Origin of the sequence: Paenibacillus soyae, assembly GCF_024623455.1 — a bacterium.
Taxonomy (GTDB): domain Bacteria; phylum Bacillota; class Bacilli; order Paenibacillales; family Paenibacillaceae; genus Pristimantibacillus; species Pristimantibacillus soyae.
In genome coordinates this window covers 390,755-414,278 of the sequence record NZ_JANIPJ010000001.1, presented here as the reverse complement: position 1 = coordinate 414,278, position 23,524 = coordinate 390,755, and the positions used below count along the sequence as shown (strand labels likewise).

The 23,524-nt window shown below is 55.8% G+C and carries 22 protein-coding genes and 1 tRNA gene; 7 read left to right on the top strand and 16 right to left on the bottom strand.

The genetic code is table 11. The features are described 5' to 3' along the window. Positions 1-86: 86 nt before the first annotated feature. From NQZ67_RS01835 to lonB, 4 genes are all read right to left on the bottom strand, one after another. A complete protein-coding gene (locus NQZ67_RS01835) occupies positions 87-677 on the bottom strand; it encodes a non-ribosomal peptide synthetase module (RefSeq protein ID WP_257442186.1) in 591 nt (196 codons plus the stop codon). Positions 678-878: 201 nt separating this feature from the next. After that, complete coding sequence (gene yihA, locus NQZ67_RS01830; protein WP_257442183.1) at positions 879-1,481, bottom strand: ribosome biogenesis GTP-binding protein YihA/YsxC; 603 nt, start codon at positions 1,479-1,481, stop codon at positions 879-881. Beyond that, a complete protein-coding gene (lon, locus tag NQZ67_RS01825; RefSeq protein ID WP_257442182.1) occupies positions 1,478-3,850 on the bottom strand; it encodes an endopeptidase La in 2,373 nt (790 codons plus the stop codon). The genes yihA and lon overlap by 4 nt, the downstream gene beginning before the upstream one ends. A 37-nt stretch (positions 3,851-3,887) precedes the next feature. Next, positions 3,888-5,591 carry an ATP-dependent protease LonB gene (lonB, locus tag NQZ67_RS01820; protein ID WP_257442180.1) on the bottom strand — a complete coding sequence of 568 codons (1,704 nt, stop codon included), beginning with the start codon at positions 5,589-5,591 and terminating at the stop codon, positions 3,888-3,890. 276 nt (positions 5,592-5,867) lie between these two features. Between lonB and NQZ67_RS01815 the strand changes: the two genes are divergently transcribed. Then, complete coding sequence (locus tag NQZ67_RS01815; RefSeq protein ID WP_257442178.1) at positions 5,868-6,116, top strand: hypothetical protein; 249 nt, start codon at positions 5,868-5,870, stop codon at positions 6,114-6,116. A 61-nt stretch (positions 6,117-6,177) separates the two neighbouring features. Here the strand turns inward: NQZ67_RS01815 and ispG are convergent, their stop codons facing one another. The 5 genes from ispG to NQZ67_RS01790 all read right to left on the bottom strand — a co-directional run bounded on the left by ispG (position 6,178) and on the right by NQZ67_RS01790 (position 11,819). Further along, complete coding sequence (gene ispG, locus NQZ67_RS01810; protein WP_257442176.1) at positions 6,178-7,287, bottom strand: flavodoxin-dependent (E)-4-hydroxy-3-methylbut-2-enyl-diphosphate synthase; 1,110 nt, start codon at positions 7,285-7,287, stop codon at positions 6,178-6,180. 165 nt (positions 7,288-7,452) lie between these two features. Next, positions 7,453-8,709, bottom strand: coding sequence for an ATP-dependent protease ATP-binding subunit ClpX (gene clpX / locus NQZ67_RS01805; RefSeq protein WP_257442175.1), 1,257 nt, complete (start codon positions 8,707-8,709; stop codon positions 7,453-7,455). 24 nt (positions 8,710-8,733) lie between these two features. Then, a complete protein-coding gene (clpP, locus tag NQZ67_RS01800) occupies positions 8,734-9,324 on the bottom strand; it encodes an ATP-dependent Clp endopeptidase proteolytic subunit ClpP (protein WP_257442174.1) in 591 nt (196 codons plus the stop codon). Between the two features lie 241 nt (positions 9,325-9,565). Further along, a complete protein-coding gene (gene tig / locus NQZ67_RS01795; protein ID WP_257442173.1) occupies positions 9,566-10,855 on the bottom strand; it encodes a trigger factor in 1,290 nt (429 codons plus the stop codon). A gap of 88 nt (positions 10,856-10,943) precedes the next feature. Beyond that, a complete protein-coding gene (locus NQZ67_RS01790) occupies positions 10,944-11,819 on the bottom strand; it encodes a hypothetical protein (protein WP_257442172.1) in 876 nt (291 codons plus the stop codon). Between the two features lie 226 nt (positions 11,820-12,045). On the opposite strand from NQZ67_RS01790, the gene NQZ67_RS01785 reads away from it, so the two are divergent. Both NQZ67_RS01785 and NQZ67_RS01780 read left to right on the top strand, forming a co-directional pair. After that, positions 12,046-12,122, top strand: a tRNA-Arg gene (locus NQZ67_RS01785). Between the two features lie 199 nt (positions 12,123-12,321). Continuing rightward, positions 12,322-12,801, top strand: a complete 480-nt coding sequence (locus NQZ67_RS01780) for a GNAT family N-acetyltransferase (RefSeq protein ID WP_257442171.1) — start codon at positions 12,322-12,324, stop codon at positions 12,799-12,801. Between the two features lie 177 nt (positions 12,802-12,978). On the opposite strand, the gene NQZ67_RS01775 is transcribed toward NQZ67_RS01780, so the two are convergent. Both NQZ67_RS01775 and NQZ67_RS01770 read right to left on the bottom strand, forming a co-directional pair. After that, complete coding sequence (locus tag NQZ67_RS01775) at positions 12,979-13,752, bottom strand: anti-sigma factor domain-containing protein (RefSeq protein ID WP_257442169.1); 774 nt, start codon at positions 13,750-13,752, stop codon at positions 12,979-12,981. Beyond that, the gene (locus NQZ67_RS01770) at positions 13,749-14,369 is read right to left on the bottom strand and encodes an RNA polymerase sigma factor (protein ID WP_257442168.1); all 621 of its coding nucleotides are present in this window, start codon (positions 14,367-14,369) and stop codon (positions 13,749-13,751) included. The genes NQZ67_RS01775 and NQZ67_RS01770 overlap by 4 nt, the downstream gene beginning before the upstream one ends. Before the next feature lie 170 nt (positions 14,370-14,539). On the opposite strand from NQZ67_RS01770, the gene NQZ67_RS01765 reads away from it, so the two are divergent. The 3 genes from NQZ67_RS01765 (at position 14,540) to NQZ67_RS01755 (ending at position 17,701) form a co-directional block, all read left to right on the top strand. Beyond that, positions 14,540-15,700 (top strand): COG1470 family protein, encoded by a 1,161-nt coding sequence (locus tag NQZ67_RS01765; RefSeq protein WP_257442166.1) that lies wholly within the window; start codon positions 14,540-14,542, stop codon positions 15,698-15,700. 2 nt (positions 15,701-15,702) lie between these two features. Next, a complete protein-coding gene (locus tag NQZ67_RS01760) occupies positions 15,703-16,695 on the top strand; it encodes an ABC transporter ATP-binding protein (RefSeq protein WP_257442164.1) in 993 nt (330 codons plus the stop codon). Between the two features lie 85 nt (positions 16,696-16,780). After that, the gene (locus NQZ67_RS01755; protein ID WP_257442407.1) at positions 16,781-17,701 is read left to right on the top strand and encodes an ABC transporter permease; all 921 of its coding nucleotides are present in this window, start codon (positions 16,781-16,783) and stop codon (positions 17,699-17,701) included. 77 nt (positions 17,702-17,778) lie between these two features. Here the strand turns inward: NQZ67_RS01755 and NQZ67_RS01750 are convergent, their stop codons facing one another. The 3 genes from NQZ67_RS01750 to NQZ67_RS01740 form a co-directional block, all read right to left on the bottom strand. Further along, positions 17,779-18,366: a P-loop nucleotide/nucleoside kinase family protein gene (locus NQZ67_RS01750; protein WP_257442162.1), complete on the bottom strand. Its 588-nt coding sequence runs from the start codon at positions 18,364-18,366 to the stop codon at positions 17,779-17,781. Positions 18,367-18,506: 140 nt separating this feature from the next. Beyond that, positions 18,507-18,848, bottom strand: a complete 342-nt coding sequence (locus tag NQZ67_RS01745; protein ID WP_257442160.1) for a hypothetical protein — start codon at positions 18,846-18,848, stop codon at positions 18,507-18,509. A gap of 26 nt (positions 18,849-18,874) precedes the next feature. Then, on the bottom strand, positions 18,875-19,213 hold the full coding sequence (locus tag NQZ67_RS01740; RefSeq protein WP_257442159.1) for a hypothetical protein: 339 nt from the start codon (positions 19,211-19,213) through the stop codon (positions 18,875-18,877). Positions 19,214-19,364: 151 nt separating this feature from the next. Between NQZ67_RS01740 and asnB the strand changes: the two genes are divergently transcribed. Next, complete coding sequence (gene asnB / locus NQZ67_RS01735; protein WP_257442140.1) at positions 19,365-21,209, top strand: asparagine synthase (glutamine-hydrolyzing); 1,845 nt, start codon at positions 19,365-19,367, stop codon at positions 21,207-21,209. 62 nt (positions 21,210-21,271) lie between these two features. On the opposite strand, the gene rdgB is transcribed toward asnB, so the two are convergent. Together rdgB and rph are read right to left on the bottom strand one after the other, a co-directional pair. Further along, entirely contained in the window at positions 21,272-21,931 is a 660-nt protein-coding gene (rdgB, locus tag NQZ67_RS01730; protein ID WP_257442139.1) for an RdgB/HAM1 family non-canonical purine NTP pyrophosphatase, read from the bottom strand. Between the two features lie 4 nt (positions 21,932-21,935). Continuing rightward, complete coding sequence (gene rph / locus NQZ67_RS01725; RefSeq protein WP_257442138.1) at positions 21,936-22,673, bottom strand: ribonuclease PH; 738 nt, start codon at positions 22,671-22,673, stop codon at positions 21,936-21,938. Positions 22,674-23,524: the final 851 nt, after the last annotated feature.

Sequence of the window (23,524 nt, the reverse complement as noted above, 5' to 3'; positions counted from 1 at the left end):
GGGGATTGTCCCGCTACTTGCTGCGCAAAAAAAAGAAGCCGCATCAAGCGGCCCCTCTTCCATACCGGATTTCGTCCTTGTAAAGACTAGGCTTCCAGCATAAACAACTTGCGGGTAAGCTCCGTCAGCTTCTGGTCGATCGTAGCGATCTCCCCTCTGTCCGTGGTCTGGTTGCGCAGGTCCAGCAGTTCGTTCACCGCTCCTTGCACAAGCCCGATCTCCCGTTCGATCAGTCGGCTGCGGAATACTCTCTCGAGCTGGCCAAGGGTGTCCTTGTGCTCGAATACGACACGTTCGCCCGAATCCGTGCTCTCCACAATCTTCTGGACTGTGCCGTTCGTATAGTGATAGATCATCGTATAATGGCTGTAGATACGGTTGACGATCGCGTTGCCCCGGAAAGCGGAAACCGCTTTGCGAAGCGCGTTCGCAAGCCGAGGTTCGACAAGACGGCATGAGAGCTCGCAAACGTAATAATCCTGCCTCCGTTCGAAGGTAAGCCGGACTTCTTCCTTCCCTGCTACGTCGTGTAGAAGGAGTTCCTGATTGCCGTTATCGAGCACCAGCACCTGCAAGCGCAGCTGCCCATCCTCCATAAGGGCAATAAAACGGGACATCTCATCGACTTTAAACTGCAGTTTGGCATTTACATACTCTGTGGCTAGCCGCTTAGCCATAAAAATCTCCTCAATTCTTTGAGACCCCATCGATTTCAACCAATGGCAGCCTTTTCAGCATTGCTTATGTTTATTATACGTGATCTGCCAATTTCTTTCCTGCCCATTAATCTTCATTTTCGATCATATTTCAAGAAAAAACGGAAGAATCCACAAAGAACCCTCGGAATTACCCTGTATTCTCTGCTTTATGGAAGAACATCAAGGGCTTTCTTCCTCGCTTGCGATCGCGCCCAGAATAACGTCCCACAGCTGCTCGCGGCCAAGACCCGTCTCGGAGGAGAACAATACGACCGGATCGCGCGGATCTGCCTCCAGCGTCGTCTTGACCATCTTGACGTGTTTGTCCCACTTCGACCTCGGGATCTTGTCCGCTTTGGTCGCGACGATACAAGTCGGAATTTCGTAATGCTTAAGCCAGTTGTACATCAGCACGTCGTCCTTCGACGGTTCATGGCGGATATCAATGATGAGCAGCTGCAGCTTATGAGGCTCGCGGTCGCGCAGATAAGTCTCGATCATCTCCCCGAATTTTTCCCTTTGCGTTTTGGATACTTTGGCGTAGCCATAGCCGGGGAAGTCCACCAAATACAACAAGTCGTTCACCCGGTAATAGTTCAGCTGCTGCGTTTTGCCGGGCTGCGAGCTTGTTCTTGCTAAGTTTTTGCGTAGGATAAGTTTATTAATCAGCGATGATTTCCCAACGTTGGAGCGCCCGGCCAGAGCGATCTCTGGCAGGGCGTCCTCCGGGTATTGCTGCGGTCTTACCGCGCTGATGACGAATTGTGCGTCTAGTATCTTCATGAAATCGTAGTACCTGCCCTCTCCTCTGTCGCGACCGGCAGCAGCGCGTGCTTCAGCACTTCGTCTATATGGCTCACCGGCACGAATTCCATCGCCTCGCGGATGCTGTCCGGGATATCGCGCAAATCCCGTTCGTTGTCTTTCGGCAGCAGCACCTTCTTGATGCCTGCGCGATGCGCCGCCAGCGACTTCTCCTTCAAGCCGCCGATCGGCAGCACCCTGCCTCTCAGCGTAATTTCGCCGGTCATCGCCACTTCCTTGTTGACATAGCGGTTCGTGAGCGCGGAGATAAGCGCCGTCGCCATCGTGATGCCGGCGGAAGGGCCGTCTTTCGGTATGGCGCCTTCCGGAATATGAATATGAATATCGTTTTTCTCGTGGAATGCCGGATCAATGTTTAGCTCCGCGGCTTTGGATCTGATATAACTGAACGCCGCCTGCGCGGATTCCTTCATGACGTCGCCCAGCTTGCCGGTGAGCGTCAGTTTGCCGCTGCCCGGCATGACCGTCACTTCGATCACGAGCGTATCCCCGCCAACCTCCGTCCAGGCGAGCCCCGTTACCGCTCCGATCTGATTCTCGATCTCGGCGAGGCCGTACCTGAATTTAGGCGGCCCGATCCATTCCTTAATCTTCGCGACGTCGACCTTCACCGGCTCGGCGGCGGCTTCTCCGTTCTCCTCGGCCACAAAATGCTTGGCCGCTTTGCGGCATACGGCCGCGATCTGCTGCTCCAAGTTGCGAACGCCGGCCTCGCGCGTATATTCGCGGATCAGAATGCGAACCGCCTCGTCTTCGACTTGCAGCTGCTCCTCCGTCAAACCATGCTCTTTTTTCTGCTTAGGCAGCAGATACTTCTCCACGATCTTCTCCTTCTCCAGCTCCGTATAACCCGGAATGTACAGAACCTCCATCCGGTCAAGGAGAGGGCGCGGAATCGTGTGAAGCGCATTGGCCGTCGTGACGAACATGACGCCCGACAAGTCGAACGGCACTTCGATGTAATGATCGCTGAACGTATTGTTCTGTTCGGGATCCAGCACCTCGAGCAGCGCCGACGAAGGATCGCCCCTGAAGTCGGAGGCCATCTTGTCGATCTCGTCCAAGAGGAATACCGGGTTCATGCTGCCGGCCGTCTTCATCCCTTGCATGATGCGCCCCGGCATCGCGCCGACATAGGTGCGTCGATGTCCGCGAATTTCCGCTTCGTCTCTTACTCCGCCAAGGGAGATACGGACGAATTTGCGCCCCAGCGATTTCGCTACGGAACGGGCAAGCGACGTTTTGCCGACGCCGGGAGGACCCACGAGACAAAGAATCGGCCCTTTCAGCTTCTTGACCAGCTTCTGCACGGCCAAATATTCAAGCACGCGTTCCTTGGGCTTCTCCAAACCGTAATGGTCTTCGTTCAATATTTCTTCGGCTTTGGCTAGCACCAGATCGTCTTCCGTTTTTTTGCTCCATGGCAGCGCAAGTAACCAATCGATATAATTGCGGATTACGCCTCCCTCGGCCGATGAAGGCGGCATCTTCTCCAAACGCTCGATTTCTTTCTGGACCTTCTCGCGGACGCTGTCCGGAACGCCGGCTTCCTCCAGCTGGTTGCGCAGCTCCTCGGCTTCGCCGGCCCGGCCTTCCTTATCGCCGAGCTCCTTCTGGATCGCTTTCATCTGCTCGCGGAGGTAATATTCCTTCTGCGTCTTCTCCATCTGCTTCTTGACGCGCTGGTTAATCTGCCGCTCCAGCTCCAGCACCTCGCGCTCGTTGTTCAGCAGATCGAGAAGCCGCTCCAATCGGGCGGCGACGTCAATCGTCTCCAGAATGTCCTGCTTATCCTTGATCTTCAGCGACAAATGGCTCGTGATGACGTCCGCCAGCCTGCCCGGCTCGTCGATATCCGATACCGCGGCGTAAGTTTCCGGGGTCACTTTCTTCGACAAGGAAATATAGTGCTCGAATTGGTTAAGGACCGAACGCATTAACGCGTCCACTTCCGGATCGTCTGTCTCTGGCTCCGGAAGCTCCTTCACGAGCACCTCGTAGAATTCTTCGTTCGATAGATAGCTTTGAACTTCCGCCCTGACGACCCCTTCGACCAAAACGCGGATTGTGCCGTTCGGCAGCTTCAGCATCTGCCTGACCTTCACGATGGTGCCGACTTTATAAATATCCTCTTCCGTCGGATCTTCGATATTCACTTCCGATTGCGAACATAACAAGATCATATGGTCGTCGACCATTGCCCTCTCCAGCGCGCGAACGGATTTATCCCTGCCCACATCCAAGTGGAGCACCATGCTGGGATACACGAGCAGCCCTCTAAGCGGAAGCAGGGGCAGACGACGACCTTTCGATTTGCCAGGTCCCATGCCAGCACCTCCATTCTTATGCATCTAGCTTATTTTATCATTCTGCGGAATCCGCCTGCAAATAGGGGACGTTCGAAGGCAGGAACGCGTCCGATTGCACCGGCTTCTCTTCTGTTTCTTCCGGAAGAACCGACTCCGGGAAGACGTGGCCGAACACTTCCTCCACGCGGTCTACCGGAATCACCTTGAGCCCGTCAAGGTCGGCGAATATAGCCTGCCAGTTTTCCCGCGGAATTATGACTTGAACGGCTCCTGCCTGGAACGCCGCCTCCACCTTGGCAAGAACGCCGCCAACCGGCTTCACGTTGCCGTGAATGCCGACTTCGCCCGTCATGGCCAGCTTATTATCGACCGGTACGCCCATAATGGCGGAAGCGATAGCCGTCGCCATGGCGATGCCTGCGGAAGGTCCGTCGATTGGCGTCCCGCCCGGAAAATTGATATGCAGGTCGTAATCCTGCGGATTCAAGCCTTTGCGGCGGAGCACGGTTAATACGTTCTCCACAGAGCCCTTCGCCATGCTTTTCCGGCGCAGCGTGCGGGAGCCGCCGCCGAGCTCCTCTTCGTCCACGACGCCCGTAATCGTGTACTGCCCGCGGCCTTTGGCCGCCTCGATCGCGCTTACCTCGATCTCGAGCAGCGTCCCCATATTAGGGCCGTATACGGCAAGTCCGTTCACGAAGCCGATCTGCGGCTCGGACGGCACCTTGCGGTCTGGACGGGGCGGAATTTGACTGCTGTTCACGACCCACTCGATATCGGAGGCCGAGATGCGGTCGCGTTTCTCGGACAACGCGACGCCCGCCGCCAATTGGATCACATTGACCGCCTCCCGGCCGTTCGTCGCGTACCTCTTGACGACGTCGATCGCCTCCGGGCAAGGACCGAACCCGATTTTTTTGACGGCGTTTTCGGCGACCTGGGCGATTTCATCCGCCAATAGCGGGCGGAAATATACCTCCATGCAGCGCGAGCGAATGGCGGGCGGAATTTCTTGAGGCGACCTAGTCGTAGCGCCAACCAGTCGAAAATCCGCGGGCAAGCCGTTTTGGAAAATATCGTGTATGTAGAGCGGAATGTTCGCGTCCTCCGAGTTATAGTAGGCGCTCTCCAAAAATACTTTCCGGTCTTCCAGAACCTTTAATAATTTATTCATCTGGACGGGATGCAATTCCCCAATCTCATCGATAAACAGAATTCCTCCATGCGCCTTCGTCACGGCTCCCGGCTTCGGCTGGGGAATTCCCGCAACCCCCATCGCTCCGGCGCCTTGATAAATCGGATCGTGCACGGAGCCGATCAGCGGATCGGCAATACCTCTCTCGTCGAAACGAGCGGTCGTCGCGTCGATCTCCGTGAACTTTGCCTCGGGCAGGAACGGGGATGCCGGATTTTTTTTGGCCTCCTCCAGAACGACGCGGGCCGCCGCCGTCTTCCCTACTCCGGGAGGACCGTAAATAATGACATGCTGCGGGTTCGCGCTGCATAATGCCGCCTTGAGCGCGCGAAGACCGTCCCTCTGCCCGATGATGTCCCCCATCGTCTGCGGTCTTGTCTTCTCCGCGAGCGGCTTCGTCAGCGAGACGGAGCGCAGCTTTCTCAGCTTATCCATTTCTTTTTTGGATTCGCGGTCTACCGCCGAGCGGTTGGTCTTCTGATTACGAAGCAAATTCCAGAAATAGAGACCGATAACAACCGCAAAAAACACCTGAACCAACATTAAAACGAGACTTAAATTCATAACCCACCCGCTCCTTTCAAGCGAAAACGTAGACGCCGGAGCCGCATTTGCCTGCGGCAACCGGACAAAGCCCAGCCGTTAATTATATCCGTATTCAGTCAGTATTGCCTCTTGCGATTCGGAATAATCGCCGCTCGTACGGAAAATAGCATTAAATCGCCCGGTGGACAAGGACTGTTCAAAAACGAATCGGGCGTAACGCCTCGGACAATCTCCCTTACATGCCCCGCAAGCTTGAATAAGATGAATCTATCAACACGGAAAGGGGGGATCACTATGCATTTCGAATTGCTCAAAGGCCTTATAAACGCAGCGATTGTCATCGTCGATGAAGGCAGCTCGTTCGTCAAACAGCAATTGAATACGCAGCTTACGAACATCGAGAATAGGGAAGACACCTTGTCCGAGCTTGAGGAAACAAAAGCGAACGCGGTTGCCCTGCTCGATAGACTGACGAATATCATTCGGCCGGACGCATCTCCGTCATCGTCACCGGAGGCGGATTTGGATGAAGACGACGTATAATCCCCGCCACAGCAAAAAAAGAGATCTCCTCGTTTGAGGAAGATCTCTTTTTGCCTGCCTATTATGCGTGCATATGGTCCTTGCGGCCAGGAATTTCGCCCGTCTCTTCGAACACTCTTACAATCTCGTCGATCTCGCGCTTCAGCTCGTTAAGCAGCTCAGCTTCGGGCACCTTCCGGATCATCTCTCCGTACCGGAACAGCATGCCCTCGCCCCGGGCGCCCGCAATGCCGATATCCGCCTCCCGCGCTTCGCCGGGACCGTTAACCGCGCAGCCAAGCACGGAAACCTTGATCGGCACCTTAATCTTGGCGATGTACTCTTCGACTTCGTTGGCAATGGAGAACAAATCGATATCCAGGCGTCCGCATGTCGGACAGGAAATCAGCGTTGCCGCGTTCGTGATCAAGCCGAACGTCTTCAGCAGCTCTCTTGCGACCTTCACTTCCTCCACCGGATCCGCGCTTAAGCTGATCCGTACCGTGTTGCCAATGCCGAGCGCAAGCAGCGCTCCGATACCGGCCGAGCTCTTGATCGTGCCGGAATGCAGCGTGCCGGCCTCGGTAATGCCGAGATGAAGCGGATACCTGATCTTCTCCGCCGCCATGCTGTAAGCGGCGATAGCCATCGGCACATCCGATGCCTTCAGCGACACGATGATGTCGTGGAAGTCCAGCTCCTCCAGGATGCCGATGTGGAACAAAGCGCTCTCCACCATCGCTTCCGGCGTCGGGTAACCGTACTTCTCAAGCAAATGGTTCTCGAGGGAACCCGCGTTGACGCCGATTCGGATCGGAATGCCCTTCTCTTTGCACGCTTTCACGACGGCCTCTACCTTCTCGCGTCGGCCGATATTGCCGGGATTGATGCGGACCTTATCGACGCCGTTCTCGATCGCCGCGAGAGCCAGCCTGTAATCGAAGTGAATGTCCGCTACCAGAGGAATATGGATGCGCTTCTTGATTTCTTTGATGGCTTCCGCCGCTTCCTTGTTGTTGACGGTAACCCGCACGATCTGGCAGCCCGCTTCTTCAAGCCGAAGAATCTCGGCGACGGTCGCTTCCACATCCGCCGTCTTCGTGGTGCACATGCTCTGTATAATAACTTCGTTGCTGCCGCCAATCGTCAAATCGCCGACCTTGACCGCAACCGTGTCCTGGCGCAAATACATAATCGATCTCTCCCACCCTAGCTAATAAGACCTATATACGTTATGAAATCATTTTACGTTTCAACCCTTATATTATCGTACATAAGCAGACGAAAGTCCACCCCGCGGCCATGCGCGGGGCGCGGGACCATGGGGTGGACGTTGTTCGGCGAATCGCCGACGATATTAGGCGCTTTCTTCCTTCTTCTTGCCTTTCTTGGCCGATAGCTCGGGCATGATTCGATCCTGCACCGATTTCTCCGTGATGAGGCAAGTGCTGACGTCGTCGCGGGAAGGAACCTCGTACATCACGTCGAGCATGATGCCCTCGATGATGGCGCGAAGTCCGCGGGCGCCGGTATTGCGTTTAATCGCTTCCTTCGCGATGGCATCCAGCGCGGCCGGCTCGAAGTCCAGCTTCACGTTGTCCATCTCGAGCAGCTTCTGGTATTGCTTCACGAGAGCGTTCTTCGGCTCCGACAGGATGCGAACGAGCGCCGGCTCGTCAAGCGGCTCCAAAGTCGAGATGACCGGCAGACGTCCGACGAACTCCGGAATGAGACCGAACTTGAGCAGGTCTTCCGGCAGAACCATGGACAAGTACTCGCCTGGCTTCAGATCCTTCTGGGCTTCGCCGCCGGAGCTGAATCCGATCACCTTCTTGCCGATACGGCGCTTGATCAGCTGCTCCAGGCCGTCGAAAGCGCCGCCGCAGATGAACAAGATGTTCGTCGTATCGATCTGGATGAACTCCTGATGCGGATGCTTGCGGCCGCCTTGCGGCGGAACGGAAGCAACCGTGCCCTCCAAAATCTTGAGCAGGGCTTGCTGCACGCCCTCGCCGGACACGTCGCGCGTAATGGACGGGTTCTCGGATTTGCGGGCGACTTTATCGATTTCGTCGATGTAGATGATGCCGCGTTCCGCTTTCTCCACGTCGTAATCCGCTGCTTGGATCAGCTTAAGCAGGATGTTCTCCACGTCCTCGCCGACATAACCCGCTTCCGTGAGCGAAGTGGCGTCCGCGATCGCGAATGGCACGTTCAAAATCTTTGCCATGGTCTGCGCGAGAAGCGTCTTGCCGGAGCCCGTAGGACCGAGAAGCAGAATGTTGGACTTCTGCAGCTCGACGTCTTCGATCTTGCTGCCGGAGTTGATTCGTTTGTAGTGGTTATACACCGCTACGGACAGCGATTTCTTCGCGGACTCTTGACCGATAACGTACGAATCGAGAATCGCCCGTATGTCCTTCGGCTTCGGAATATCTTTGAGATCCAGCTCTTCTTCGTTGCCGAGCTCCTCTTCCACGATTTCCGTGCAAAGCTCGATACACTCATCGCATATATAGACGCCAGGACCGGCTACAAGCTTGCGAACCTGATCCTGAGATTTGCCGCAGAACGAGCATTTCAACTGGCCTTTCTCGTCATTGAATTTAAACATGCGCTCACCCCTTCAATTAAGTCTTTAAACAAGGCCCGGCGAAGTAATGACCTTGTCGATCAAGCCGTAAGCCAAAGCCTCGTCCGCGCTCATAAAGTAGTCGCGGTCGGTATCGCGGTCGATCTTATCGTACGGCTGGCCCGTACGCTCGACATAGATTTGGTTCAGCTTCTGCTTCGTCTTCAGAATCCAGTCGGCATGGATCTTAATATCGGTCGCCTGGCCGCGCACGCCGCCAAGCGGCTGATGGATCATGACCTCTGCATTCGGAAGAGCGAAGCGTTTGCCCTTCGCGCCTGCCGTCAGCAGGAGCGAGCCCATGCTTGCCGCCATGCCCATGCAGATCGTGGATACGTCCGGCTTGATGTATTGCATTGTATCGAATATACCCATGCCCGCCGTCACGGAGCCGCCGGGGGAGTTGATGTAGAGATGGATGTCCTTCTCCGGATCGTCGGCCGCCAGAAACAGCAGCTGAGCAATAACAGAGTTCGCGACATCGTCATCAATCGCGCTTCCGAGGAAAATAATACGATCCTTAAGCAGACGGGAGTAGATGTCATAGGACCGTTCACCGCGATTCGTCTGTTCTACTACGATCGGTACCAGATTCATGCGACCAACCTCTTTTCTTTTATGGGAATGTATGTTGCTATCTCATTGTAACACGTACGGTTATGTCTGTCATATTTCCTCTATTAGCGTATGCGAAAGCGGTCTTGCTATATGTATGCGGATGTTCCGCGGGGTCCTGCGGTCGTGCGATATGTAAGGTCAAAATAAGGCACGTATGGTAAACGCGCCTTATCTTGGGTACTGCTTATTCTTCTATACCGGATGATATCCGGAATTTCATTTACGCCGTTTTGCTGTTGTCAAGCAAGAACTTAATCGTCTTGCGCAGCAGAATGTCTTCGTTCAGGTTGCTGATATTGCCATTCTTCTCGAAAATGCTGCGAAGCTCTTCGGCAGGACGGTTGTACTGCTTGGACAATTTCTCGAGCTCTTCGTTCAGGTCTTCAGCCGTTGCCTCGAAGCCTTCCGCTTTCGCGATAGCTTCCAGAACCAGGTTGTTGCGAACGCGTTTCTCGGCGTCGGCGCGCATTTGGCCGCGAAGCACTTCTTCGCTCTGACCGGAGAATTGGAAATACAGCTCCAAATTCATGCCTTGCATCTTGAGGCGGTTTTCGAAGTCCTTCACCATGTAGTCGGTTTCGGTATCGATCATCGCGGCAGGGATTTCAACCTCGGCAGCGGCAGTTGCTTTGTCGACAACGGCAACTTCGAGCGCTTGCTCGGCTTCTTTCTCCTTGCGCTCTTTCAGCTTGGCAGCCAGATCTTGCTTGTACTCTTCCAGCGTGTCGAATTCGCTGACGTCTTTGGCGAACTCGTCGTCTAGAGCCGGAAGCGATTTGCGTTTCAGCTCGTGCAGCTTCACTTTGAACACGGCAGGCTTACCCGCCAGATGCTCCGCGTGGTAGCTCTCAGGGAACGTAACTTCTACGTCCTTGAAGTCGCCCAGCTGCATGCCCACGACTTGCTCCTCGAAGCCTGGGATGAACGAGCCCGAGCCCAGCTCCAGGGAATAACGCTCGGCAAAGCCGCCTTCGAATTGCTCGCCGTCTACGTAGCCGTCGAAGTCGATAACCGCGATGTCGCCATTCTGAGCGGCACCGTCTTCAACAACCGTAAGCTCGGCGTGACGCGATTGCAGACGCTCAAGCTCAGCCGAAATCTCTTCTTCCGTAACAGCGGCTTCTACCGCTTCGACTTCAAGACCTTTGTATTCGCCAAGCTTCACTTCAGGCTTAACGGTAACTTTGGCCACGAATTTGAACGTTTGGCCTTTCGCGAATTGCGTGACGTCGATCTCCGGACGGTCAACCGGCTCGATTTCGTTCTCTCTTACCGCAGCCGTATAAGCTTCCGGAAGAAGAATGTCGATCGCGTCTTGATACAGGCTCTCCACGCCGAAACGGGATTCAAAAATGCCGCGCGGCACTTTGCCTTTACGGAAGCCCGGAACGTTTACCTTCGCGGAAACCTTCTTAAAGGCTTGATCCAAGGCGGACGCGACTTTGTCGGCGTCAACCTCTACATCGATGGATACGATGTTCTTGTCTATTTTTTCCCAAGTAGCTTTCATTTTATGCCTTCCCCTCCAAAAATGCGCTTAACTACACATGTTTTCACGTTCATAAACCATTCCATTATAATCAAGTTGGACAAGCATTTCAAGGCTCGCTTTCGCCGCCGCCCGTTTGCAGCAGCATCGCCACGCTTCTAAGCGTCCTGCAAGCTTGTTCATAACGGAATCTCATGCTGTCGGTAATGCCGTATGTATCGCGGATATCATCGTCGTTCGCCGAGCCGTAGACGGTCAGATGGAGCGTCAAATGGAGCGCGGCGGCGAAGCAATCCACGGTCTCTTCGCTGTCGTCCAGCATCCAGCGATAGGCCGAGGTTCCGTACAGAAACTGCAGACTTTCCTTCCAAAGCTCCCTTGCGAAATGAGGCAATGTAGGGTCGTCCACCTCGGCGACGGATTCGGTCCTCTCTTGGATGCGTCCGATCGGCTCCGGAAAGTCGTCCATCGTAAGAGGCGTCTGCTCGATGTCGAGCACGACCTGCTCGTCCAGGCGATTCAAGGCAACGGCACCTACAGCCCCCCGCTTACGCAGGCATTGAAGAGCTTTGAACTGCACGATGGGATGCACCGAATCCCGCTCCAGCCACTCCAGGATCATTTGCGTCACGCGGCCGTCCTCGATGTACGCCGCCCTCTCGAGCGCCAGCATCTGCTGATCCAGCATCGGATGATGCTGCATGATGTACATGACTTGGCTGATATACGCATCGTCTTGATTCGGCGGACGCAGCAGCTGCTCGCGAATCGCTTCTTCGTCGTCGGATTCTTCCTCCGCGCCTTCCAAAGCGCCTTCGCCATCCGGGAACGCCATCTCCAGCCAGCCAAGCAGGCTATCCCATTCCTCGTAGTGGCGCTTCTCCTGGCCTTGGCACTGAAGCAGGAATCGCAGCAATTGCTTTGCTTCCCGGTATTGCTCCGCTTCCAGCATCCGCGTCAGCTGAATCTGATACTGGTCCAGCATGTTCGGGAATAAATATACGTTGTCCCTGCCCTCTCCATGAGGGTCTTGGGGTTCTTGAGGAGTTGTAATGTTCTCACCGCCTTCGTGGTACTCCGCAAAAATAAACCAGAAGCTTGCATTCTTGCGTCCGATTATACCACGCGCAGTCCCGAGAAAAAAATACCGCCTATTTTTTGAATAACAGCTTGCAAAGACATACTACCTCATGCTATAGTATCAATTACGCGTCCCAGTAGCTCAGTCGGATAGAGCACTCGCCTTCTAAGCGAGTTGTCGGGGGTTCGAATCCCTCCTGGGACGCCATATACCTTCCAATGATTCCGTGATGAACCGATACATAAAACCTCCAACCCCTTGATACGAAAGGGATTGGAGTTTTTTTTCGTTCGTACGATGTTGTCGGGAAGCGAATGATATTCTTAATGTAAAAACCGTTCCTGTCCTGTTTTACGAGTACCGAATTATAATGCCTGCATAGTCGCGAATGGAAGGATACACCATAATGCTAGTGATTCGATCGGCAAAGACTGACGAAGTAAACCATCTCGCTCGAATTGGTCTTGCGGCATGGAGTAAAGGAATTAAGCCGCATGTGCCTGAGCATGTTTCAAGAGAAATCGAAAAAGAAAATCCGTTTCTGCCTTTTCTTCATGAAATGGGATCGAGAGTGCTGGTAGCCGAAATAGATGGGGAGGCTGCTGGCATCGGAGCTTGTGAACGCGCCGATGATACCATTAGCGACATATGGATAGACCCCGCCTTCGAAGGACGCGGCGCCGGAAGTGCTCTTATTAAAGCTCTCGAAGCAGAAATATCCGATCGGGGATATGCGCAAGCTCAGATTCATGTTGCGGCTGTTAATGAGCGCGCCCTCGGACTCTATGAACATCTGGGCTACCGCCAGATATGGAGAAAAACACAGTTCGACCCCATTCTTGAAACAGCACTAGAGAAAATCGGTTTGTCAAAGAACCTTCGATAACGCCAATATAACCTGATGAAATGAGGGTTATCACATCCTCTTCCGCTCTTGCGTCGCAGTATCCCGGCTGGTACGGGTTTCTGCGAACTACGACGCAAGTACAGGGGCCCCTCTTAGCCCCTGTACTTGCGTGACGCGGCGGCTTCCCCCTGCTTTAATCCGTTTTCCGGGCAACTCTCACCTTTTTGGCAGCATGAGAAGCACGATTTGCCGGGTCGTCGGCCGGAGGCTCCCGCCTTGCGGTTCTGCGCTGAGAGCGATGTTCTCCGCCGCCGGCAATATATCCGCTTTTATGTGCAAATAGCCCCTGTCCTCCGAAAGCTTCACCAGCCCCAGCGAATCGCTTCTAGTCCCTTGCACCGCCCAAGCCTGGTAATCCGAATTCGCTCGGCCGTTCAAATGCTCCAGGATGAGAAACGCTTCCTTGCTGTCTCCGCTTAGCCAGAGGAATCCCGATTCCTGACGATTGCCTTGCGGCAAAATGCTATAACGCGACGTATCGGCAGCCTGCATCATCCGTAAAGCGGCAGGCTCCATCTGCTCCACATACGAGATGAGATGCGTGTCCGGCTCCACGACCGGGCCCCTGTTCAACAGAGCGACGGCAATCATGACGGCGGCGGCGGCGGCGGATGCCCCCGCGAGCAAGCTTTTCTTGAGGCGCTTCCCCGCGCGGATGCGCCTTACCTGCCGTTCGAGCGACGAACGTCGTTTCGCCGGCAGCTCAAGCGGCTCTTCCATTCCGCAGGCGCCGGCAGCATCTGCGATCAGAAGCTTGCTCCACTCGTCATGCGCGGCCCGGCAATGCCCGCAGACGTCCAAATGATTCAGCAGCGTCGCCTGACGGCTCCTATCCGTCCGGCCGAGCGCCAGGTCAATCCAATGCTGCTCCGCGTAGCCCGCCTCGCATGACCGGCTCACATCCCCAGGCTTGCTCCATTCCCTCTTCATCCTTCCCGCTCCTCCCTTCCATAGCCTTCGGCGGCCCAGCCTCTTCGCGACAACGCCTTCCGAAGATTTTGGGTGCCGTAACGGATCCACGATTTGACCGTTCCAAGCGGAACCTGCCATTCCTCGGCCAGCTCCCGGTGGGTGCGGTTGCCGAAATAAGCCGTCACCAGCGCGTTGCGCTGCGCTTCCGGCAGCTCTCCGAGCGCTTCCTTGACGGCCCTTTTCTCCAGCGTGGCCAGCGCCTTCTCTTCCGGGCCGGCATCGACCCTCAGCTTATCCTCGCTCTCCTCCGGAGCGATGAAGACGGTTCGGCTTCTCTTCCTGAGCCTGTCCATGCAGCGGCTTTTGGTCATCACGGCCAGCCAGGAATCGACCGAGCCTCTCGCCGCTTCATATCGATGTCCCTTCCGGATCGCCTCCAGGAAAATATCGTGACAGACATCCTCCGCCTCCATCCGGTCCCCGAGCATCCGGCACGCGATGCGCAGCACCAGCGGCGCGTAGCTGCTGTAGAACAGATTGAAGGCTTCGCTCGAGCCCTCGCACATCTCCCGAAGCGCCGCAGCCATCCCTTCCTGATCCCGTTCCAGCCAAGCGTCGGACTCCACTTGACGCACCTTGCATCTCCCTCCCGACATGTTCTTATTTTTTTATTTATCAAAAAATCGTTCGGTTGAAAACTCCAAAAAAATTTTTTTCGGCTATAAATCCAAACGGCTTCCTGGGGCGTACTCCAGATGAAGGGCGCCTAAAAGCCCGACAAAGACTAATTCGGAGGTTGATTGCCATGCGCAAAGCATGCCGCCAGGCGTCGATCCTGGCTCTAGTTGCCGTCATTCTTTGGACGGGAGGGTTGTTTATTTCTCCCCAATCGGCGCGTGCCGCGAGCGCGCTCGAGCTCTATACGCCGTATACGGCCGTGGACGCCGCCCCGGGGGAATCCGTGAGCTACGCGATCGAGCTGCTTAACCGCGGAGGGGAGACGATGAAGGCGGATATCGGGTTTCAAAATGAGACGAACGGCTGGACCTACGAGCTGACGGCCGGCGGGCGGGTCATCAAGCAGCTCGCCGTCAAAGCGGGCGGCTCGGAGTCCCTCAGCCTGAGACTCGACGTCCCCCTCGAAATCGACAAAGGGGAATATCGCTTCACGGTTACCGCAGGGGACGCCCAGCTGCCGCTGCGCGTTTTCGTCGCGGAGAAAGGCACCTTCACCTCGAAGCTGGAGGTGGAGCAAGCCAATATAGAAGGGCATGCGGATTCGAGCTTCACCTTCTCGGCCAAGCTGACCAACCAAACCGCCGAGGAGCAAACATACGCTCTTGCCGCGGCCGCAGATAACGGCTGGGAAGCACGGTTCACCTCCGGCGGCAACGGCGTAACTTCGGTAACCGTCGATCCGAACGCCTCCCAAACGATATCGGTCGAGCTTCTGCCGCCCGATCAAGTGAAAGCCGGCACGTACAGCATTCCGATCATGGCCGCGAACAGCGCGACCAAAGCGGAGACGACGCTGGAGGCCGTCATTACCGGAACATACGGCATCGGGCTCAACACGGCCGACGAACGGTTGAACGCGACGGTGAAGGCCGGCGGCACCCGCTCGCTGCAGCTTATCGTCACCAATACGGGCACCGCCAAGCTGGAGGATATCAGCTTGACCGCGCAGACGCCTACCGACTGGGAAGTGACCTTCGAGCCGAAAACCATCCGTTCGCTCGAGCCGGGCAAGACGGCAAGCGTCCAGGCCGTCATCGAGTCCGCCGAGCAGTCCCTGCCGGGCGACTACGCGCTTAACCTGAGCGCGAACACCTCGCAAAAGTCGGCCGACGCCGCGATCAGGGTCGCCGTCAAGTCGTCCTCGCTTTGGGGCTGGATCGGCATCTTGATCATCGCGGCCGTGGCCGGCGGCATCTATTGGTTATTCCGCACATACGGGAGGCGTTGACAGTGGATCGGGAAATCGCAAATCCTGACGTCGCCGTGGAGCTGAAGGGTCTGACCAAAGCCTACGGCAGCCATCTTGCCGTAAATCGTTTGGACTTGGCCATCCGGAGAGGGGAAGTATTCGGCCTGCTCGGACCGAATGGCGCCGGCAAAACGACAACGATTCTTATGATGCTCGGGCTGACGGAGCCGAGCGGCGGAACGGTACGCGTGTTCGGGCTCGATCCGGCGCGCAACGCCCTGGAGATTAAGCGCCGGATTGGCTACATGCCCGACGATCTGGGCTTCTACGAGGATCGGACCGCCCTCGACAACCTGGTCTATACCGCCAGGCTGAACGGATTTTCGGAGCAAGAGGCCATCTCGAACGCGGCAGACTTGCTTGAGCGCGTGGGTCTCGCGGCGTCCGGAAGGAAGAAGGTCGGGACGTTCTCCCGGGGGATGCGACAGCGGCTCGGTTTGGCGGATGTATTGATTAAGCGCCCCGAGATGATCATTCTCGACGAACCGACCCTCGGCATCGACCCGAAGGGGGTCACCGAGCTTCTGGAGCTGATAACGGCGCTCAGCAAGGAGGAAGGGCTGACCGTGCTGCTCTCGTCGCATCACCTTCAGCAGGTCCAACAAATTTGCGATCGGGTCGGCTTGTTCGTCGGCGGCAGGCTGGTCGCCTGCGGCGGACTTGAGCAGCTCTCGCGGTCGCTCGAAGAAGAAGACGCGATCGTCGTCGAGCTTGAGGTGGCGGATTGGAGCGACCGGCTGCGACAATCGCTGCTGAACGTTGAAGGCGTGACGGCTATACGGGAAGCCGAGGGAGGCCCGAACGGCCTTGCGGCTGCGACAGCCGTGGAAGTCGTTTGCGAGGCGGACGTGACGGGCTTAATCGCTCGCGTAGCGGCCGCCGAATCGATTCTCGTGTCGATTCGCAAGCGGACGTACAGTTTGGACGACGTATACCGGCGTTTTTTTGAAGGAGGCGAAGCAAGTGGAGCGTAGTTGGGTTTGGAGCCGGCTTCCCCGGCTATCGATTTCCAGGAGTCCCGCGTCTGAGAAGCCGGCCGCATCCTCGGCCTTCTGGGTCATGGTTCGCAAGGAGGTCGGGGATCACGTGCGAAGCTGGCGCTTCGCGATTCTGATGGGCATCATTCTGCTCGCCTGCATCGGCTCGGTCTATTCGGCGGTCACCGCGCTGCGCGGCGGAAGCGGCGACGAACAAGGCGCGGCCTTCCTGCAGATGTTCACCTTATCGGACGGAACGCTGCCTAACTTTATCGCGTTCGTCTCCTTTCTGGGGCCGCTTATGGGGATCGCTCTTGGGTTTGACGCCGTGAACACGGAACGGAGCAAAGGCACGCTCAGCAGGCTGATCTCCCAGCCGATCTACAGGGACGATTTCCTGAAGGCGAAGTTCGTCTCCACTTTACTCGTCATCACGGCCGCCATCTTCTCGCTCGGATTTCTTGTGATGGGTCTAGGCTTGATCGTCATTGGCTACCCGCCTACTTCGGAGGAATTCCTAAGAGTGCTGCTGTTCCTGCTGACGGCCGTCGTTTATATCGGGTTCTGGCTCAATCTGTCTATTTTGTTCTCGGTCCGGTTCCGGCAAGCGACGACATCGGCCCTGGCTGGCCTCGCGGTGTGGATCTTCTTCTCCGTCTTCTATGGAATGATCCTGAACCTGATCGCCAAGGGAACGGCGCCGTCCGCGGAATCCGGGGCGTCCGATGTAATGGGCTACCAGAAGCTGATGCTGGCGCTGAACCGCTTGTCGCCCTCCGAGCTCTTTAACGAAGCGAACACGACGCTTCTTATGCCGAGCGTACGCTCGCTCGGCCCGCTCACCATGGAGCAGGTCGTCGGCGCGCTGCCAAGCCCTCTGCCGCTTGGTCAAAGCCTGCTGCTTGTTTGGCCGCAGCTGACAGGCATGCTTTCTGCGACCATGATTTGCTTCGGTCTGTCGTACCTGCTCTTCATGCGGCAGGAAATCCGGTCGCGCTCATAAGAAACAAGAAAGCCGACTCGGCCGAGCACGCTCGGGACCGGGTCGGCCGTTTTCTCTTTTTGGGGTCCATGCAGTCCTTAGCTCAATACGAAAGATCGAAGCCGTTCAACCTTCTCTTCCGTCATTTCGCCGCTGTTGTCGAAAACCATGATGCTGCCGGCCGGGATGTCCCAATTGATTACGGGCACGAAATCCCCTCTGCTTTGAAAGTCGCCCCAATGGGCAAGCTTCCATTGGTCGCGCTCGGTTTGTCTGCCGACGATTCGCTCGCGCTGCAGCTCCTTATTTTGAAGCGTTACAACGATCACTTTTATATCGAGCTGCTCCCTAGTTAGTCCGGCAGCGTTAATCACGTCCTCGATCCACGCTTTGTTTTGCAGCTCCGACGTAAACGGAGAGATCATAAAGACGTTCTGGCCGGCCGCCAAATTCTCGATGCAGACGTCCTTCGTCGTATCATATTCCAAATCGCGCAAGTTCGCCTTGTAAAACGCGGAATCACGGTCGTTTTTGTCCAACCCCTTCATCTCCAGCACCGCTTCCACGAAGCGGCCGCCGATCGTATCCCGGTCGAGGAAGGCAGCCGGCAAGCATTTGCTTAGCTCTCTCGCGACCGTCGTTTTTCCGGTTCCGGCCATCCCTACAAAAAATATAAGCTTCTGCATTCTGGATGCTCCTACTCTCAGTGTCGGACACATTATATCATGGTTCGACATCGGAATAATATTTGCTGAAAGCACAAAAAAGACCGGCTCCAGCCCCTTATAGAGCCGCGCCGATCCCCTCTATCCGAATTTGATCCGAACTAGACCCCTTCCGATAACCGATTCCGGATATCGTCGCGCGCCATCGCAAGCACCTGATCGCCGAACCGCTTCCACTTTTCCGGGCCGTTACCGCTCCCACTCTCTTGGGATACGATGCTAGTCAAGTCAGTGAACGCTTGATGCATATTATTATCGAACCAGTCCAACTCGGTATCCGCGTCGTTCAGCAGCACTTCCTTAAGCTCCGGCTCGGCGCCGCCCCGCGAATAATAAGCCAGGACGACCGGTGACGCGGGGTCATTCGTCTGCACTTCCACTTCGGCGCATGCCTCGCCGCGCCGGTTAACGATCCCCCTAACGCGCGCTTCCAATGGCTCCATAAAACTCCACCTTCCTTATCTTCTCTTTATAAAATGCCCATCGTTTCGATATGCCGTTTTGTTTCCTTGGTGCCGCAGTCATGCAGGACCTTGTAAATTCGGCTGATGATTTCGTCCGACGCGCTATTCATCGCCCCGTCGCCGCTGTCCTCGTATGGAGTCAAACCGAAGTGCGCAACCTCCGCCTCGTCCATCGAAGCCAGCTCCTCGAATAGCTCCCGCAGACGCGCGACCTCCTCGTCATTCGCGTTTATCTCCAGTTCATAGGCTGCGGCTTCGCGATCCGCCAAGATTTGACCGGCCTGAACCGATACGTAAAAGGTTTTCCGGCCTTCATGTCCTTCGTTAAGATGATGATGGTCCACCTGCGCTCAACCCTTCCTTCGTCTTGAAAATGGCTTTCAAGGGATTCAACCTCCAACTAGCATCCCCCTTCGGACAGACATTTTATGCCTTTTTTCAGCATATAACTGTTATTATCGCTACTGGAGTCCAGCATAGAGAGGAATGAGAAGGATGTGCGGAATAACCGGCTGGATTGATTGGAACAGTGATTTAACCAAAGAAAGCGTCAATCTGGAAAGAATGACCGACACGCTTGCCCCTCGCGGCCCCGATGCCGCGGGTACTTGGATATCGGCGCACTGCGCGCTCGGACACCGCAGGTTATCGGTCATGGACCCGGAGAACGGGGCCCAGCCCATGATTCGTTATACGGGAGATGACAAATACGTCGTTGTCTACAACGGAGAGCTGTACAACGCCCCCGAGCTTAAGAAGGAGCTCGAGAGCAGAGGAAGATCCTTCACGACGACTTGCGACACCGAGGTGCTGCTCGTCGCGTTTATGGAGTGGGGCCGTGCCTGCGTGGAACGATTTAACGGCATATTCGCTTTCGCGATTTGGGACGTAACGGCGCAGGAGCTGTTCCTGGCGCGCGACCGTCTCGGCGTTAAGCCGCTGTTCTTCCGGAGAAGAGACGGCTTATTTATTTTCGGCTCCGAACCGAAATGCATTCTGGAGCATTCCGCCGTCAAAGCGGAGGTCGGCGCGGACGGACTCGCCGAAATATTCGTCATCGGCCCCGCGCGGACGCCCGGTCACGGCGTGTACAAAGATATCGAAGAGCTTCGTCCGGGCAAGTGCATGGTCGTCAACCGCGCGGGCATAAAGACGATCACGTATTGGCAGCTGCGAAGCGCTCCCCATACACATAGCGTAGAGGAAACCGCGGAGCATGTCGGCGCTTTGCTCAAGGATACGGTGGAGCGCCAGCTGATTTCCGACGTGCCGGTGTGCACGCTGCTCTCCGGCGGCCTTGACTCGAGTGCCCTAACGACATTGGCTGTCCAATATTACGCCGCGAACGGCCAGGGCAACGTTCATACCTTTTCGGTCGATTACCGCGACAACGACAAGCATTTTCAGGCTCACGCGTTCCAGCCGAACAGCGACGCCCCGTGGATCGAGCGGATGACGAAGCATCTGGGCACCGTTCATCACCCGATTCAATTCGACACGCCCGAGCTGGTAGCCGCGCTGCATGACGCGACGCTCGCGCGTGATTTACCCGGCATGGCCGATGTGGACGCCTCCCTTCTCCTCTTCTGCCATGAAATCAAGAAAGGCGCCACCGTGGCCATCTCTGGCGAGGCGGCTGACGAAATTTTCGGCGGCTACCCGTGGTTCCATCGCGAGGAGGCGCTGGGGGCCGATACGTTCCCTTGGTCTCTGGCAACCGCCATGCGTGCGGAGCTGCTCTCTCCGGAAGTCGCGGCTATGATCAAGCCCGAGGAGTATATCGGAGACAGGTACGCGGACGCCGTGGCGGAGGTTCCGCACTTGGACGGCGAAGACGAGTTGCGCCGGAGGATGCGCCGCATGTCGTATTTGAATATCACCCGATTCATGCCGACGCTGCTCGACCGCAAGGACCGGATGAGCATGGCGGCCGGCCTAGAGGTTCGGGTTCCCTTCTGCGACCATCGACTTGTCGAATACGTGTTCAATATTCCGTGGGAGATCAAAACGGCCGGCGACCGGGAGAAGGGCATCCTGCGCAAATCGCTGCAAGGCGTGCTGCCGGACGACGTCCTCTGGCGGAAGAAGAGCCCATACCCGAAGACGCATAACCCGAATTACCTGACCGCGGTTAAGGGACTTCTGCTGGAGGTGCTGAACGACCCAAGCTCCCCGCTTCTGCCTCTCATCAACGTCAAGAAGGTGCGAGAGCTGGCGGAATCCGATTCGGCCAAATCGAATATCCCTTGGTTCGGTCAGCTGATGTCGGGACCACAGCTGTTCGCCTATCTCTATCAGGTCAATCTTTGGCTGAAGAAGTATAAGGTTTCGGTCGGTTAATCGGCGGACAAAAAAGAGGTTGAAGCAGGCGCATTGCCAGCTTCAACCTCTTTTGGCTTTCGTTATCCGTTCAGCTTCGCGAGGAGCGCCTTCAGCGCTTCGCCTCGATGGCTGATCGCGCCTTTCTCCTCTTTGCTCAGCTCCGCCATCCCCCGGCCGAGGCCAGGCAGCCAGAACAATGGATCATAACCGAAGCCTCCGTCCCCATGCGGCCTGTCCGTAATGATGCCGTCCACTGTCCCTTCCGCTTCCACGAATTCGCCTGTGCGAGGATCGTACAGCGCTAACGCGCATACGAATTGCGCGCGGCTGAGCAGCTTCGAACCGTCCTGCGGCGCGGCTGCCGCGGCTTCGGGCAACGCGCTTCCGAGCGCCTTCAGCTCCGCGAGCAGCTTCGCGTTATTGTCGGCGTCCGTCGCGCCCTCGCCCGCATAACGCGCGGAATAGACGCCCGGCTCGCCGCCGAGCGCTTCCACCCGCAGTCCTGAATCGTCAGCCAACGCGGGAACGCCGAGCGCGTCGCCCGTCGCTTTCGCTTTGATGCGGGCGTTCTCGGCGAACGTGACGCCCGTCTCCGGAATATCCGGAATCGCTGGGTAGTCGTGGAGGCTCTGTACGCCTTTGCCCAGCTTCTCCAGCGCATGCGCGAATTCCTTTACTTTGCCGGCGTTTTTGGTTGCTACCACAATAACGGCTTGATCCGATAACAGATGACGGGACATGGATTTACCTCCCAATGCGGTCCGCGAGCTCGCCGAGCGCTTCCCGCTGCTTCTCAATTAGCTCCGCGATGCCGGCTTCGGCAAGGGCCAGCAACTGATTCATCTCTTCCCTGGAGAACGGGGCTTCCTCCCCCGTACCTTGCACTTCGACGAACTTCCCTTCGCCGGTCATAACGACGTTCATGTCGACCTTCGCCTTGGAGTCTTCTTCGTAATTCAAGTCCAAAAGCGCCTTCTCTTGGATGACACCCACGCTGACGGATGCCAAAAAATCGCGGATAGGATATTTGGAGAACGAGGCCGTTTTGCCGATATGAGCTACCGCAAGCGAGAGCGCCACGAAAGCACCGGTGATGGACGTTGTGCGGGTACCGCCGTCCGCTTGAATCACGTCGCAGTCCAGCGTGATCGTCCGTTCGCCCAGCGCGCTGAGATCGACGACGGAACGAAGCGCCCTGCCGATCAAACGCTGAATTTCCATCGTGCGCCCCGTTAGCTTCCCTCTTGCCGCTTCCCGTTGGTTGCGGGAATGTGTCGCGCGCGGAAGCATCGCGTATTCCGCAGTAATCCAGCCTTTACCTTGTCCCTTCATGAACGGGGGAACGCGTTCCTCCACGCTTGCCGTGCAGATGACCTTCGTGTCCCCGACTTCGATTAGAACGGAGCCTTCCGCGTGTTTGTTTATATTCGTCGTTATTTGTACCGGCCGAAGCTGATTCGGCTCGCGACTGTCATTTCTCATTTCCATGGCCTCCTGAGCATATCTTCCAATTTGAACCCCTCCTATTTTAACAAAGTAACCCGTGAATTGCACCTATGCAAGTATCCATCCCGCAAGCTTCGACTAACTATCCCCTCTGCTCAGTAGTAACGCAGGAACCATGTGCTTTCATGTTCTTTCAATTACGTTATCTTCACTAACCCCCCCTTACTCTACTCCCCTCACCTCTTTAACACCCAATCTCTTGTCTAAGTTAGGCATTTTAGGCATTTGCTCAACAACACATTTACCGACTCAGATTAGTTCTTTTAACTAGTTCCTTTAATTAGTTTTTTTATTAGTTCTTTTAACGAACCGCCTCATGTAGATCCCTTTACACGACTTAGGCTAGTCCATCCTTCCATACCAACATCATCTGCCTCCCCGTTAAACCAATCACACTACTTGATCATCCTTTGAAACCACTTCGGCTAGCTCTCCCTTCAGCTCAGTTAAACCTTCTCTTTGGCTGAACTTTTTTGGATTGAATATGAGTCTTGATTTTGAGTTATTTGATTTAAATTGTTGGATTTGAGTAATTGAATTTGAGTAGTTGAATTTGAGTAATTGAATATGAGTAATTGAATTGAGTTGTTGGGTTTGAGTAGTTTTGGGTTTGAGTAGTTTTGGGTTTGAGTAGTTTTGGGTTTGAGTAGTTTTGGGTTTGAGTTGTTGGGTTTGAGTAGTTTTGGGTTTGAGTTGTTGGATTGCGTTGTTGGATTGCGTTGTTGGATTGCGTTGTTGGATTGCGTTGTTGGATTGCGTTGTTGGATTGCGTTGTTGGATTGCGTTGTTGGATTGAGTTGTTGGATTGCGATTGCGAAATGCGAAGC

Coding starts and splice junctions, on each gene's coding strand:
- NQZ67_RS01835 (WP_257442186.1), bottom strand. CDS start 677: ATGGCTAAGCGGCTAGCCACAGAGTATGTAAATGCCAAACTGCAGTTT.
- yihA (WP_257442183.1), bottom strand. CDS start 1,481: ATGAAGATACTAGACGCACAATTCGTCATCAGCGCGGTAAGACCGCAG.
- lon (WP_257442182.1), bottom strand. CDS start 3,850: ATGGGACCTGGCAAATCGAAAGGTCGTCGTCTGCCCCTGCTTCCGCTT.
- lonB (WP_257442180.1), bottom strand. CDS start 5,591: ATGAATTTAAGTCTCGTTTTAATGTTGGTTCAGGTGTTTTTTGCGGTT.
- NQZ67_RS01815 (WP_257442178.1), top strand. CDS start 5,868: ATGCATTTCGAATTGCTCAAAGGCCTTATAAACGCAGCGATTGTCATC.
- ispG (WP_257442176.1), bottom strand. CDS start 7,287: ATGTATTTGCGCCAGGACACGGTTGCGGTCAAGGTCGGCGATTTGACG.
- clpX (WP_257442175.1), bottom strand. CDS start 8,709: ATGTTTAAATTCAATGACGAGAAAGGCCAGTTGAAATGCTCGTTCTGC.
- clpP (WP_257442174.1), bottom strand. CDS start 9,324: ATGAATCTGGTACCGATCGTAGTAGAACAGACGAATCGCGGTGAACGG.
- tig (WP_257442173.1), bottom strand. CDS start 10,855: ATGAAAGCTACTTGGGAAAAAATAGACAAGAACATCGTATCCATCGAT.
- NQZ67_RS01790 (WP_257442172.1), bottom strand. CDS start 11,819: ATGCTGGACCAGTATCAGATTCAGCTGACGCGGATGCTGGAAGCGGAG.
- NQZ67_RS01780 (WP_257442171.1), top strand. CDS start 12,322: ATGCTAGTGATTCGATCGGCAAAGACTGACGAAGTAAACCATCTCGCT.
- NQZ67_RS01775 (WP_257442169.1), bottom strand. CDS start 13,752: ATGAAGAGGGAATGGAGCAAGCCTGGGGATGTGAGCCGGTCATGCGAG.
- NQZ67_RS01765 (WP_257442166.1), top strand. CDS start 14,540: ATGCGCAAAGCATGCCGCCAGGCGTCGATCCTGGCTCTAGTTGCCGTC.
- NQZ67_RS01755 (WP_257442407.1), top strand. CDS start 16,781: ATGGTTCGCAAGGAGGTCGGGGATCACGTGCGAAGCTGGCGCTTCGCG.
- NQZ67_RS01750 (WP_257442162.1), bottom strand. CDS start 18,366: ATGCAGAAGCTTATATTTTTTGTAGGGATGGCCGGAACCGGAAAAACG.
- NQZ67_RS01745 (WP_257442160.1), bottom strand. CDS start 18,848: ATGGAGCCATTGGAAGCGCGCGTTAGGGGGATCGTTAACCGGCGCGGC.
- asnB (WP_257442140.1), top strand. CDS start 19,365: ATGTGCGGAATAACCGGCTGGATTGATTGGAACAGTGATTTAACCAAA.
- rdgB (WP_257442139.1), bottom strand. CDS start 21,931: ATGTCCCGTCATCTGTTATCGGATCAAGCCGTTATTGTGGTAGCAACC.
- rph (WP_257442138.1), bottom strand. CDS start 22,673: ATGAGAAATGACAGTCGCGAGCCGAATCAGCTTCGGCCGGTACAAATA.